Raw genomic sequence first — 13,821 nt, forward strand, 5'->3', positions numbered from 1 at the left:
TTTACTTAAACAGCAGCAATGCGTGCTGCTGTTTCACGTCGGACCATGGCATCTGTCGCAAACACCTGATCCAGATCGACAAGATATTCCTTGCCGATTTTATCCATCATGTCCTCGACGATTTCTGCAATCGCAAGGAAGCCGATTTTGTCGCCAAGGAACGCTGCAACCGCAACCTCGTTTGCCGCATTCAAGACAGTAGGCAGTGTGCCCCCCGCCTGCAAGGCTTCTCGTGCCAAACGCAGTGCCGGGAAGCGAACAATATCTGGCGCCTCGAAGTTCAAACCTCCGATCGTGGCAAAATCAAGACGCGGTGCGTCAACCTTGATCCGTTCAGGCCATGAAAGCGCATAGGCAATCGGTGTTCGCATATCGGGCGAGCCAAGCTGGGCCAGTACAGATCCATCAGCATATTCGACCATGCTGTGCACGACCGACTGGGGATGGACAACAATTTCGATCCGTTCTTCGGGAACCGGGAAAAGATGGCGCGCTTCAATCAGCTCAAGCCCCTTGTTCATCATGGTTGCCGAATCAATCGAGATTTTGGCACCCATATCCCAATTTGGATGGGCAAGCGCCTGCGCGCGGGTCACCGATTTCATCTCGTTCAGTGACCATGCCCGAAACGGTCCCCCGGACGCGGTAAGCAAGATACGCTCTATCTGGTCTTCGGCCCGGTCTTCGAGCACCTGAAAAATCGCACTATGTTCCGAATCGACGGGAATAAGGGTTGCGCCGTGCGTCACAACTTCCCGGGACATCAGACTGCCCGCACAGACGAGCGTTTCCTTGTTGGCAAGTCCGACCCGCGCACCACGACGAATGGCCGCCAGTGTTGGCTTAAGGCCCGCCGCCCCGACGATTGCGGCAATGACAATATCAGACGGTCGTGAAGCTGCCTCGACAAGGGCGTCTTCGCCAGCCATCACCTCAATGTCCGTATCTGACAATGCGTCACGCAGTTGGGAAAAACAGTCGGGATCACCAATGACAGCACATTTTGCGCCAAGGTCCCGGGCGGTTTTGGCAAGTGCATCAACATTGCGGTGCGCGGTAACCGCATCGACGCAATATTTGTCAGCGTGCGTTTTTAAAATATCGACCGTACTTGTGCCGACAGATCCCGTAACGCCAAAAACACTGACGGATTTCTTCAAATTCATCAAACACCTGTCAGAAAAGAACCGGACTAATATCAGGCTCTATCGCAATGCAAGTCCAGCGAAACAGACAATGGCAAAGGCAACTGGAAACACCGTCAGCATTCCGTCAGCACGATCAAGCAGCCCACCATGCCCCGGGATCAAATTGCTGCTGTCCTTAACCTTGAAACGCCGTTTAAGAGCAGACTCACCCAGATCACCGATCTGAGCCACAATCGCCAGAACCATACTGACCAGAACAATGAGCCAGTTGACCGCATCATTGCTGAAATAGGTCACAAGACCGCCAATAACGCCAGCACAGAACATGCCCCCAATCAAACCAGCCCATGTTTTCTTTGGACTGAAACGCGGTGCCAGTTTTGGTCCACCAATCGCCCGACCAAAGGCATAGCCGCCTGTGTCGGTCGCCCAGACAAGGAAGAACAACCACATGATGGTCAGAAGACCGTCAGCATCCTGATTGCGCAACCACAATGCCGACAATCCGGCAAGTGAGATGTAAAGAACACCAAATCCAGCCAGCAGCCAGTTTTTGCCCCCACGGGCAACCGCAATAATCACACCGATTGCAATTGGCATAAATGTAAGCGGGCCCTGCCCGGTCATTTGCATCAGCATGGCAACGCCAACGGCCACAGCCGCGACAATAGACACACCGTTATAATGGGCAGGCACGCACATGCGCGCCCACTCCCACATCATGCCCGCACAAAACAGAAATAACAGAATGTCGAAATAGGGTGAACCAAACCAGACAGCGGCAATTGCCACTGGTGTCATGACCAGCGCAGAAAGAATGCGTGGTTTTAGTCCGGAATTCGTATCTTTTTGACGTTCGGTTTCAGATGACTGCACCAAAACGCCGCTCCCGTCCGGCAAAGTTGTCAATGGCTCTTTCCAGATGGCTGCGGTCAAAATCAGGCCAGAGAACGTCTTCAAAGACAAACTCTGTATAGGCCGATTGCCACAGCAAGAAATTGCTGATCCGTTGTTCACCACTGGTTCTGATCAGAAGATCAGGATCGGGCATGCCAACGGTCGACAAGTTCTGTTCGATCAAGTCTTCGGTAACAGCATCCGCTGAAAGTTCCCCCGATGCGACTTTGCGCGCGATCTCGCGCACGGCCTGCGTAATTTCGGCCCGTGCCCCGTAACTCAACGCAATCGTCAAGTTAAGACGCGTGTTGTCACGGGTTTGGTCTTCGGCCTTGGCCAAAAGACCGCGAATATCATCGGCAAAACGTGTCCGGTCGCCAATGATGCGAATTTTCACGTTGTTTCGGTGCAACGTCGCAAGCTCACGCTTTAAAAACAGCCGCAAAAGTCCCATCAGATCACTGACTTCGCTTTCCGGGCGTTTCCAGTTTTCGGTCGAGAACCCATAGAGCGTCAGATACTCAATGCCAAGCTCGGCAGATGCCTCGACCGTGCGACGCACCGCTTCGACCCCGGCACGATGCCCCATCGTGCGGGGTTTGCCACGCCCGCGTGCCCAACGACCGTTGCCATCCATAATGATGGCAACGTGACGCGGAACACACGGCAGTTCTTGTTGGTGAGTTTGCGAAGACAGAACAGCCATGGTCAGACTTGCATGATTTCCTGTTCTTTGTGCGACAGCGTCTCATCGATGTCGGAAATGACCTTATCGGTCAGCTTCTGGATCTCTTTTTCTTCGTCATGCATCTCGTCTTTGGAGATATCGCTGTCCTTTTCCCATTTTTTCAGCTGGTCCATGCCATCACGGCGGACGTTACGTACTGAGATTTTGGCTTGCTCGGCATATTTGCCGGCAATTTTGGACAGCTCGGCACGGCGTTCTTCGTTCAATGCCGGAATCGGAACACGAACAAGGGTGCCATCAGCCGCCGGATTGAGGCCCAGGCCAGAATCGCGGATAGCCTTTTCAACGGATTTGACCATGGTTTTGTCCCATACCTGAACCGAAAGCATCCGGGATTCAGGAACACTGACAGAAGCCACCTGATTGAGCGGGGTCGGAACGCCATAGGCTTCGACCATGACCGGCTCAAGAAGGCTTACACTGGCACGTCCGGTACGCAGACCGGTAAATTCCTTGTGCAGTACTTCTACGGCCCCTTCCATACGGCGGGACAGGTCCTTTTTTAGGCCAGCAACGTCAGACACGTTCAGTCTCCATTCGAAATAATCGTAAACGTCCCCTTTGCAGAGACAACATCTGCGAAGGCACCCGGATTATGCAAAGAAAATACGATAACCGGAATATCATTTTCGCGTGCCAAAGAAATAGCCGATGCATCCATCACACGCAAATCTTTGGACAAAACTTCCATATAGGTAAGTGAGTCGTAACGCTCGGCGGTCGGGTCCGTTTTCGGGTCAGCGGTATAAACACCATCGACCTGCGTGCCTTTAAGCAGCGCATCACAGCCCATTTCAACCGCACGCAATGCCGCAGCGGTATCGGTGGTAAAGAACGGATTGCCCGTTCCCGCAGCAAAGATCACTACGCGACCTTTTTCCATGTGGCGAACAGCACGACGGCGAATATAGGGTTCACAAACGGAAGACATTGGAATGGCAGACTGAACGCGAGTCTGAACACCGTGGCGCTCAAGCGCGTTTTGAACCGCGAGCGCATTCATGATGGTTGCCAGCATGCCCATGTAATCGGCTGTGGCACGTTCCATGCCCTGAGAGGCACCTTTGACGCCACGGAAAATGTTCCCGCCGCCAATCACCATGCAAACTTCAGCCCCCATGTCGTGAACGACCTTGATTTCGCTGGCAATCCGGTCGACCGTCTCAGGATCGATACCATATTGCTGTTTACCTAGAAGTCCCTCACCCGAGAGCTTCAAAAGGACGCGGCGAAATTTCAGTTGGTCGTTTTCTGCCATGTCTTCAATGCCTCTTAATGCCGATGTCACGCATCCCCCAACGACGGGGAAATGCAAAATTCAGATATAAAAAGACCGGCGAGTAACAGGGCGGATTTGCGCTGCCGACCTCGCCGGTCTGGATCATACACGAAATGGCGCGTAACGCACCATTTCGAAAAGATGTTTTATTTGTTCAGCTGCTCAGCAACTTCGGCCGCAAAATCTTTCTCTTCTCGCTCGATGCCTTCACCGAGTTCGAAGCGAACAAAGCCCTTAAGGGTAATCGGCTTGCCAGCTTCTTTAGCGACATTCTCGATTACGTCTTTAACTTTGTTTTCGCCGTCAATCACGAAGGTTTGCTCAACCAGAACAACCTGCTCGTAATATTTACGGATACGACCGTCGATCATTTTTTCGATGATTTCGATCGGACGGCCCGATTCTTTAGCCTGTTCGGTCAGAACGGTTTTTTCACGCTCGACCAGTTCCGGATCAAGATCCGCAACGGTTGCCGAAGCCGGGTTGGTTGCCGCAATATGCATCGCGATCTGTTTGCCCAGACCTTCGAGAACAGCAGCGTCAGCTTCGGATTCCAGAGCCACCAGAACGCCGATTTTACCGAGATCGGTAGCAACAGCAGAGTGGATGTAAGAAGCAACAACACCTTTTTCGACCGACAGGCCAGCCGAACGACGAAGAGACATGTTTTCGCCAATGGTGGCGATCATGTGGGTGACCTGCTCTTCGACGTTACGCGATGTGCCCGGGAAAGCAGCAGCTTTCAGCGCATCGACGTCACCATCAACAGAAACGGCCTGAACGGCAACTTCGTTGACAAATTTCTGGAAGTCTTCGTTACGCGAAACGAAGTCAGTTTCAGCGTTCAGCTCGACAACAGCACCTTTGGTACCGTTAACCGCAACGGCAACAAGACCTTCGGCAGCAACGCGGCCAGCTTTCTTGGCAGCATTTGCAAGACCTTTGGTCCGCAGCCAATCGACAGCAGCGTCGACATTGCCATCGGTTTCGGAAAGCGCTTTTTTGCAATCCATCATGCCAGCGCCGGTGGTTTCGCGAAGCTCTTTTACGAGAGCAGCGGTAATAGCCATTTCTTAAAGCCCCTATTACGCAATCAAGTTAACACCTAAAGAAACGGCGGCATCCTAGCCGCCGTTTCCCCGGGTACAAAATGAAAGTTATGCGGAAGCTGCTTCTGCAGCTGCTTCTTTCGTCGCGTTCGCTTCAGCCGGAACTTCTTCCGCTTCACCGAGATCCGCGCCAGAAGCGGTCATTTCTTCCTGAATACCATCAAGAACAGAACCAACGAACAGATCGCAATACAGCTGGATCGCACGGATCGCATCATCGTTGCCCGGAACCGGGTACTGAACGTTCGCCGGGTCAGAGTTGGTATCGAGGATAGCAACAACCGGGATGTTCAGGTTCTTGGCATCTTGAATGGCAAGTGCTTCTTTGTTGGTGTCAACCACGACAATAATGTCTGGCAGACCACCCATGTCCTTAATACCGCCCAGAGCGCGTTCAAGTTTGTCGCGCGAACGGGTCAGGTTCAGGATTTCTTTTTTGGTCAGACCTTCGGCACCCGAAGTCAGGATTTCGTCCTGTTCTTTGAGGCGTTTGATCGAATTGGAAACAGTGTTCCAGTTGGTCAGCATGCCGCCGAGCCAGCGATGGTTCACGTAGTACTGGCCGCAACGTTTTGCAGCTTCAGCAACGATCGGGGATGCCTGACGTTTGGTACCAACGAAAAGAACACGACCACCTGAAGCGGTAACGTCACGAACGGCCTGCATCGCACGATGCAGCATCGGGACAGTTTCCTGCAAGTTCAGGATGTGGATGTCGTTACGTGCACCAAAGATGAACTGTTTCATCTTCGGGTTCCAACGGCGGGTGTGGTGACCAAAGTGGACACCAGCTTCCATGAGCTGGCGCATGGTAAAGGTTGGCAAAGCCATGATAATTCCTACCTTTTTCCGGTTAATACCTCCGCGAAAGGGAATTTCATGCCTCATGCATGAAACACCGGATGGACGAGTTGCCATATGACGGCAGTCGCCGCTCTTTCGCGTGCGATGTTCGAGCGGGTTTTAATCCCGTCCCGTAAAGAATGCAAGCCCTAAAACCCCGCTGACACGCAATGACACATGTTTGCCTGCTCAGCAGAACCAGAACTGCAATCTGGAACAACACTTTAAACGATCAGCCCCACATTTTCATAGTAAAAAACCCAAAGAAACAGCCGCCCCGGCGTGCGTAAAGACATTGATCGAACCGGAAATGCATACCGAAAAACCATTGACGATGTAAAACGTTCGTTTTACATATTTGATATGAACATAAAAACCAAACTCCTCATAGCCGCAGAGCAGCTTTTTGATCGGCATGGTTTCATGGCAACCAGCATGGACCGTTTGACCGCAGCCGCAGATATGTCCAGCCGCACGCTTTACAAACATATTGGCGGGAAAACTGGCCTCGTAACCGCCGTCTTGACGGCGCGAGACGAACGTTTCATGCAAAAGATCAACGTCAACAGTCTTGATGAACTGTTCAACGCGCTGGCGGAATGGGTTCGGGATGAAGGCGCGCGCGGCTGCCTTTTCCTGCGGGCCTACGGCGAAACGGGTGGGAACACACCGGAAATAGCGGAGGTCGTCTTGCGTCATAAAGCGGCATTTCGCAACCGACTTGACGAAATAGTCCGCTCAGAAGTCGGGCTTAGTGATGCAAACGTCAGCGCCCTCGTCGACCAAATACTAATCTTGATTGAAGGCGCCACATCCGTTTCAGTTTACCAAGGCGAAGGTGCTATTTCTGCGGCACGCGACGCAGCGGCTGTCCTGATTGCGCAGGCCCGATCATGAATGCTGCACTTCGCATCGGAACCACCGGATTTGGCTTGATCGCTGTTTGTTATGGCTTTGCGCGCTTTGCCTTTGGTTTGTTCCTACCAGAAATTGACAATGACCTTTCTCTTGGTCCTACCCTATCGGGTATCATTTCAGGCGGCTCATTTTTTGGCTATTGTATTGCAATTGTCGCCTCGGCCACGTTAACCGAGCGGTTCGGTGCACGTGCAGTTGCAGTCTGCGCATCGCTGGTCGCGGCGATTGGTATGGCCGGAATTGCTGCGGCACCAAACGCAGTCTGGCTTGCTGGTGCTGTACTTTTGGCGGGATCAAGCACGGGCTTGGCATCCCCACCAATGGCCGCCGCTGTCACAGCAGCGGTAAAACGTCATCAGCAGAACATAACAAACACCACGATCAATGCCGGGACAAGTGCGGGCATTGCACTTTCAGGCCCGATTGCATTGTTGGTTGCCGGGCAATGGCGTTTGGCGTTTGGCGGGTTCGCGCTTGTTGCCCTATTGATGGCATTCGTCGCACACATAACCCTGCCCCGCACGGACGACACCCCAAGTTCGCCGCAAAGATTACCGCCAGTTACTGATGATGTCGTGCGACTGATTATCGCAGCGTTTCTGATGGGGGCTGCCAGTACCGCCCTTTGGTCCTTTGGCGGCCAGTTGGCAAACTTACACATGGGATGGAAGATAAACGATATCGGGATGCTATGGGTTGCCATCGGTTCAGCAGGCATTTTCGGTGCTTTTGCCGGTGCATTTGTTGCGCGCTTTGGCCTTAACCGCACCCACTGGATGTTTCTGGGGTTGATGTCCGTTGGCATTCTCGCCGTCGGCATGACGGGGGCTACCCCCTTCACCACCCTTCTTGGTGGTGCCTTGTTCGGGGCTTCTTATGTCATGTTAACCGGGGTGTATTTGATCTGGGGCGTTGCCGCGTCACCCAATCGCCCTGCGATGGGATTAATGATCGGTTTTCTTATGATCGCAGTCGGTCAAACGGCGGGAGCCCCCGTTTTCGGGATATTGATGGACGCGTTTGGCCCGGACCATGCGGTGATGGTTTTCATCGTGCTGGGACTTGCAGCCGGTGGGGCGAGTATCAGAAGAAAACTGGTCGCCGCACGATGAAACGTTATGAGGTTTGGCATAAACGCGCGATCATGCATAGCGAGCACGCCGACCGGCGCCTGAACTTCCACAAACCCCGGCGATTAAGTTTCCTCTAAATTTCCTCGGCAAATTCAACGCCCGGAATAGCCCCGATGGCGCCGATCAGAGATGGCCCGACCTTATAACTGTCTTCAAGCTCGATCTCGGCCATGCGGCCATCGCCACACATGGACGACAAGGTCACAAGGCCCCTTCCCTTGCCCGCCGTTTCAAGCAATTCGCGGATTTCTGAAACCGGATCAGGGCGGTTCAACCGAATGCGAATGCCTTCGGCCGCCCCTGAAACAGCCTGTTCAAGATCCTCTACGCGCTGACCTTGAATGCGCAGTTGCCCTTCGCGCATTTCAGCCGCAACAATCAACAGAACCGGCCGTCCGGCATTGATGATTTCCTTGTATGCCGCCCAGGCTTCTGCCCAGAAGGCGACTTCGAAGCTACCGGTCGGGTCGGAAAACATCACGAAGGCAAATTTCGAACCGTTCTTTTTCGAAATCATTTCACGGGCATTGATCAAGGTTCCGGCGAGTTTGATCGCCCCTTTATTCTGCGCACGCATGCGGGCAGGCAATTCCTTGATCGGTGCAATGCCAATCCGCTGAATACTTTTGCCGAACGTATCAAGCGGATGGGCCGACAGGTAAAAGCCGATGGCCGAGAATTCCTCGGTCAGTTTTTCCATCGGCACCCAGTCACGCTCATCAGGCAGTTTGATCGCGTCCTTGGCAAAGGCGCTTTCATCACCAAACATCGAAATCTGGTCATCATTACGTGCCTGCATTTCGCGCTGGGCAACGGCGATGACTTTATCGACATTTTCAAGCATGACCTTGCGGTTAGTCGCCAGACAGTCCAGCGCACCGGCACGGACAAGGTTTTCAAGCAGGCGTTTATTGACGGCCCGACTATCGATGCGCGATGCAAAATCGGTAAGATCTTTAAACGGCCCGTTGGCTTCGCGCTCGGCAACCAAGCTTTCCATCGCCGCATCGCCGACATTGCGGATTGCCGCCAGTGCATAGCGGATTTTACCGCCGCTCTCGTGGTTTTCGACCGAGAACGCGACTTGCGAATGGTTGATGCAGGGCGGCAGAATTTCGATTTCAAGCCGTTCGACTTCTTGCTTGAACACCGCAAGTTTTTCGGTGTTGTGCATATCAAGCGTCATCAACGCGGCCATGAATTCGACCGGATAGTTGGCCTTTAGAAACGCGGTTTGATAGGCCACCAGCGCATAGGCGGCGGCGTGTGATTTGTTAAAGCCGTAGGATGCGAATTTGGCGACCTGATCAAAGATGTCGGATGCTTGTCCGCGATCAACACCGTTCTTTTCCGATCCTTCGACAAACAGCGACCGCTGCTTTTCCATTTCTTCGGCGATTTTTTTACCCATCGCACGGCGCAGCAAATCTGCACCGCCAAGCGAATAGCCCGCCATGATCTGGGCCAGCTCCATGACCTGTTCCTGATAGATCATGATGCCATAGGTTTCTTGCAGGATCGGCTGCAACATCGGGTGCATGTAATCAGGTTCTTCCTGACCATGCTTACGTGCAATGTAATGCGGGATGTTATCCATCGGGCCCGGACGATACAGCGCCACGACAGCGATAATATCTTCTAACGTATCTGGCTTCAGACCGCGTAAAACGTCCTGCATGCCTTGGGATTCAAGCTGGAACACGCCGACGGTTTCAGCGGCAGACAACAGTTTAAACGATGGACGATCATCAAGCTCAATTGCACTGATATCAAAATCTTGCGGGACGTCTTTGCGTTGACGCATCAAATTGACGGCTTCGATAATCACCGTCAGGGTCTTAAGCCCCAGGAAGTCAAACTTCACCAGCCCGGCGTTTTCAACATACTTCATGTTGAACTGTGTCACCGGCATGTCCGAGCGCGGATCGCGATAGAGCGGGACCAGCTCATCAAGATCGCGATCACCGATCACAACCCCGGCCGCGTGGGTCGAGGAGTTGCGGTACAGCCCTTCGATCTGCATGGCGATGGTGAGCAAGCGGTCGATGTCGGGGTCTTCACGTGCAATCCGGCGCAGGTCCGGTTCCATATCGATCGCTTCTTTGAGCGGGATCGGTTTGGCCGGATCGCCGGGAATCATTTTACAGATTTTATCGACATAGCCGTATGGAATGCTCAGCACACGCCCGACGTCACGCACGGCGGCCTTGGCTTGCAGCTTACCGAATGTGATGATCTGTGCGACACGGTCATGACCGTATTTTTTCTGCACATACTCAATCACTTCGCCGCGTCGATCCTGACAGAAATCGACGTCAAAGTCAGGCATCGACACACGTTCCGGGTTAAGGAAACGTTCGAACAGAAGCGAAAACCGAAGCGGATCAAGATCGGTAATCAAAAGCGCATAGGCCACAAGCGACCCTGCCCCCGACCCACGGCCCGGTCCAACCGGAATTTCATGATCCTTCGCCCATTGAATGAAGTCGGCAACGATCAAAAAGTAGCCCGGAAAGCCCATCTGATTGATGATGCCAAGCTCATAATCAAGGCGCGTCCAATAGGGTTTGGCGATTTCTTCCTTGTCAGCATCCGACATATCATCGGTATAGACATATTTTGCCAGTCGGCCCTTAAGGCCTTCTTCGGACATGTGGCGCAGTTCGTCGACCTCGGTCCGGCCTTCGCCACAGTCAAAGGGCGGCAGGATCGGATCGATTTTTTCGACGTGCCATGAACAGCGTTTGGCAATCGCCACCGTATTGTCGCAGGCCTCGGGGATATCGGCGAACAGGTTGCGCATTTCATCTGCGGTCTTAAACCGGTGATCTCTCGTCAGTTTCCAGCGTTCATCCTGCCCGACGACCGCCCCCTGCCCGATACAGATGAACACGTCATGGGCTTCATACATGTTGCCCGACGGGAAATAGCAATTGTTGGTCGCAACAAGTGGCACGTCATGATCGTAGGCCAGCTTAACCAAACCCGGTTCGACCTGCTCTTCAAGCGCCTCGCCGTGTCTTTGCAACTCGATATACAGGCGGTTGCCAAAGATGCCCTTTAATTTCGTCAGACAGGCTTCGGCCTTATCAACCTGTTCCTCGGCCAGAAGGCGCGCCAAGGGCCCGGTTGGGCCACCGGTCAGGCAAATCACATGGTCGGAATATTGTTCGATGTGCTCATACAGCGCCTTGGGTTCGCTTCCGGCCTCAGACGTCATATGGGCGCGCGAAACAATTTTCAGAAGGTTGAAATAACCTTCCTTATTCTGGGCAATCAGAACAAGGCGATCAGGCATCGGTTCGCGCATGATTTTGCCAACAGCAGGCTTATCGCCAAACCGCTCAAAACCCATTTGCACGCCAAGGATCGGCTGAATACCCGCACCACTCATGGCGCCAGCGAAATCAAGCGCGCCGAACATATTGTCGGTATCGGTCATCGCAACGGCAGGTTGGCCGTCGGCTGCGCAAAGCTTGGCAAGCTCCTTCGTCGTGATGGCACCTTCGGCAAGCGAATAGTTGGTGTGAACACGAAGATGGACGAAACCGTTTTCCATCGTAATTTTACCCCGGAAAAGAAGACAAAAGACTGGTCACACGGTGTTTCGTACAATGGCGAAACACCGCGTTCGATCAGCTTAGAGAATTTTGAGCCGTTGCGAAAGGTCGCTTAGGGACAGAACCTAGGCGAGTTCGGCTGGATCAAGTTCGACCAAATGACCATCCCGCAAGGTCACTACCCGGTCCATCTGGCTTGCCAGTGCCGGGTTATGGGTTGCGATCAAGGATGCCAGACCCGTTTCACGCACCAGAGACATCAACATGCCAAAGACAGTTGCCGCTGTTTGCGGGTCAAGGTTACCGGTCGGCTCATCGGCAAATAAAACGTCCGGCACATTGGCAAGAGCACGCGCAATGGCAACCCGTTGCTGCTCACCACCCGACAAGCGCGCGGGACGATGTTCAGCACGATTTTCAAGGCCAAGACAACGCAGGAGTTCAAGACCGCGCACTTCGGCTTCGGAGCGTTTCAGGCCATTGATCATTTGCGGCATGACGACATTTTCAATTGCAGAAAATTCCGGCAGCAAATGATGGTACTGATAGACAAACCCGATGTGGCGACGGCGCATTTCGGTCCGCGCAAGATCAGACAAATCCGTGCTGCGCTTACCACCGATCGACACCAAACCGCCGTCAGGCTTTTCAAGCAATCCGGCGATCTGGAGCAAGGTTGATTTACCCGCACCAGACGGCCCGACAAGGGCGACAATTTCGCCCTGATGGATTTCAAGATCGACTGATTTGAGGATTTCCAGCTGATCGGGGCCCTGATTGAAAACACGATCAATCTTTTCAAGGCGCAGAACAACAGTACGCGAGCGTTCCTGAGCAGTTGTTTTGACCTGATCACTCATAGCGCAGAGCCTCCACCGGATCGAGACGCGACGCCCGCCATGCCGGATAAACCGTGGCAAGGAAGGTCAGTGTGAGGGACATGACGCAAACCAGAACGACCTCGCCCGTATCCATATCGGCCGGCAGTTGCGACAGGAAATAGATTTCAGCATTAAACAAATCGGTGCCCGTCAGGGTCTGAATGAACTGGCGGATGTTTTCGATGTTCAGACAGAACAACACACCGATGATCAGACCACTCAGCGTGCCCAAAACCCCGATGGATGCGCCCGCCAGGAAGAACACCTTCATGATTGATTTGCGGGTCGCCCCCATGGTGCGCAGGATGGCAATATCGCGCCCCTTATCCTTTACCAGCATGACCATGCCCGAAATGATATTGAAGGCGGCAACAAGAATGATCAATGTCAGGATCAGGAACATCACATTACGTTCGACCTGTAACGCATTGAAAAATCCGGAATTTGATTGTTGCCAATTGACCAGCCGCAGCTTTTCACTGGCAAGCGTTGTCAACAGCGTATCCATGGTGTCATCAAGTGACGAGATATCATCAAGCATCACTTCAAAATGTGTGATTTTCTCGGGCAGGCGGAAATAAAGCTGTGCGGCAGACAGCGGCATAAAGATAAACCCGCTGTCATATTCATACATGCCAATATCAAACAGCCCGGCCACGGTATAGGCGCGTACACGCGGGACGGCGCCAAATGCGGTGACATTGCCCTTGGGCGAAATCAGATTGACGGTATCACCGACTCCGACACCAAGCTTCATCGCAAGACGTGCGCCCATGATGATGCTGTCATCACCCTTAAAATTATCAAGCGACCCAAACACGATGTTATCGGCAATGGTTTTACGTTGTTTAACATCGTCAGGACGCATGCCGCGCACAATGGCACCGCTTGCCCGGCCATTTTTCGATGCCATGACCTGTCCTTCAACGACAGGAACAGACAGCTTTACATTACCGGTTTCAGCGATCTCTTTTTCAATCGCATCGTAATTGGCAATGCCGTCATTGCTTTGTGCATAGACCGATATATGCCCGTTCAACCCTAAAATCCGACCAAGTAATTCGGCGCGGAAACCGTTCATGACCGACATCACAATAATCAGCGTTGCCACACCAAGCATGATGCCCAGCAACGAGAAAATGGCGATAACGGAAACGAAACCTTCCTGCCGACGTGGACGCAGGTAGCGAAAGGCCACCATACGTTCGAACGGACTGAACATGGGCACTCTATCCTTGTGGAAGCTGGTCAGGAAATGGCCCCGCATGCCTAAACATCAAACGAAGCCGGAAATCACAACGGGGC

General features: G+C 53.1%; 12 protein-coding genes. 2 read left to right on the forward strand and 10 right to left on the reverse strand.

Translation table 11 applies throughout. The features are described from left to right. Nucleotides 1-5 precede the first annotated feature (5 nt). The 7 genes from K355_RS0111885 to rpsB form a co-directional block, all read right to left on the reverse strand. Nucleotides 6-1,166 (reverse strand): 1-deoxy-D-xylulose-5-phosphate reductoisomerase, encoded by a 1,161-nt coding sequence (locus K355_RS0111885; RefSeq protein ID WP_022732367.1) that lies wholly within the window; start codon nt 1,164-1,166, stop codon nt 6-8. Between the two features lie 39 nt (nt 1,167-1,205). After that, the gene (locus K355_RS0111890; protein WP_245562945.1) at nt 1,206-2,024 is read right to left on the reverse strand and encodes a phosphatidate cytidylyltransferase; all 819 of its coding nucleotides are present in this window, start codon (nt 2,022-2,024) and stop codon (nt 1,206-1,208) included. After that, nucleotides 2,011-2,751 carry an isoprenyl transferase gene (locus K355_RS0111895; protein ID WP_022732369.1) on the reverse strand — a complete coding sequence of 247 codons (741 nt, stop codon included), beginning with the start codon at nt 2,749-2,751 and terminating at the stop codon, nt 2,011-2,013. The genes K355_RS0111890 and K355_RS0111895 overlap by 14 nt, the downstream gene beginning before the upstream one ends. A 2-nt stretch (nt 2,752-2,753) precedes the next feature. Beyond that, a complete protein-coding gene (gene frr, locus K355_RS0111900; RefSeq protein ID WP_022732370.1) occupies nt 2,754-3,317 on the reverse strand; it encodes a ribosome recycling factor in 564 nt (187 codons plus the stop codon). A gap of 2 nt (nt 3,318-3,319) precedes the next feature. After that, a complete protein-coding gene (gene pyrH, locus K355_RS0111905) occupies nt 3,320-4,051 on the reverse strand; it encodes a UMP kinase (protein WP_022732371.1) in 732 nt (243 codons plus the stop codon). Nucleotides 4,052-4,218: 167 nt separating this feature from the next. Continuing rightward, nucleotides 4,219-5,142: a translation elongation factor Ts gene (gene tsf / locus K355_RS0111910; RefSeq protein ID WP_022732372.1), complete on the reverse strand. Its 924-nt coding sequence runs from the start codon at nt 5,140-5,142 to the stop codon at nt 4,219-4,221. A gap of 87 nt (nt 5,143-5,229) precedes the next feature. Further along, nucleotides 5,230-6,012 (reverse strand): 30S ribosomal protein S2, encoded by a 783-nt coding sequence (gene rpsB / locus K355_RS0111915; protein WP_022732373.1) that lies wholly within the window; start codon nt 6,010-6,012, stop codon nt 5,230-5,232. 702 nt (nt 6,013-6,714) lie between these two features. On the opposite strand from rpsB, the gene K355_RS26090 reads away from it, so the two are divergent. Together K355_RS26090 and K355_RS23880 are read left to right on the forward strand one after the other, a co-directional pair. Continuing rightward, complete coding sequence (locus tag K355_RS26090; RefSeq protein ID WP_245562947.1) at nt 6,715-6,921, forward strand: hypothetical protein; 207 nt, start codon at nt 6,715-6,717, stop codon at nt 6,919-6,921. Then, a complete protein-coding gene (locus tag K355_RS23880; RefSeq protein WP_022732375.1) occupies nt 6,918-8,054 on the forward strand; it encodes an MFS transporter in 1,137 nt (378 codons plus the stop codon). The genes K355_RS26090 and K355_RS23880 overlap by 4 nt, the downstream gene beginning before the upstream one ends. Before the next feature lie 94 nt (nt 8,055-8,148). On the opposite strand, the gene dnaE is transcribed toward K355_RS23880, so the two are convergent. The 3 genes from dnaE to K355_RS0111940 form a co-directional block, all read right to left on the reverse strand. Then, nucleotides 8,149-11,634 carry a DNA polymerase III subunit alpha gene (gene dnaE / locus K355_RS0111930; protein WP_022732376.1) on the reverse strand — a complete coding sequence of 1,162 codons (3,486 nt, stop codon included), beginning with the start codon at nt 11,632-11,634 and terminating at the stop codon, nt 8,149-8,151. Nucleotides 11,635-11,760: 126 nt separating this feature from the next. Continuing rightward, nucleotides 11,761-12,495 (reverse strand): ABC transporter ATP-binding protein, encoded by a 735-nt coding sequence (locus tag K355_RS0111935; RefSeq protein ID WP_022732377.1) that lies wholly within the window; start codon nt 12,493-12,495, stop codon nt 11,761-11,763. Continuing rightward, nucleotides 12,488-13,738 (reverse strand): lipoprotein-releasing ABC transporter permease subunit, encoded by a 1,251-nt coding sequence (locus K355_RS0111940; RefSeq protein WP_022732378.1) that lies wholly within the window; start codon nt 13,736-13,738, stop codon nt 12,488-12,490. Before K355_RS0111940 ends, K355_RS0111935 begins: the two co-directional genes overlap by 8 nt. Nucleotides 13,739-13,821: the final 83 nt, after the last annotated feature.

The organism is Thalassospira lucentensis MCCC 1A00383 = DSM 14000, assembly GCF_000421265.1.
In the GTDB taxonomy this organism is placed as follows: Bacteria; Pseudomonadota; Alphaproteobacteria; order Rhodospirillales; family Thalassospiraceae; genus Thalassospira; species Thalassospira lucentensis.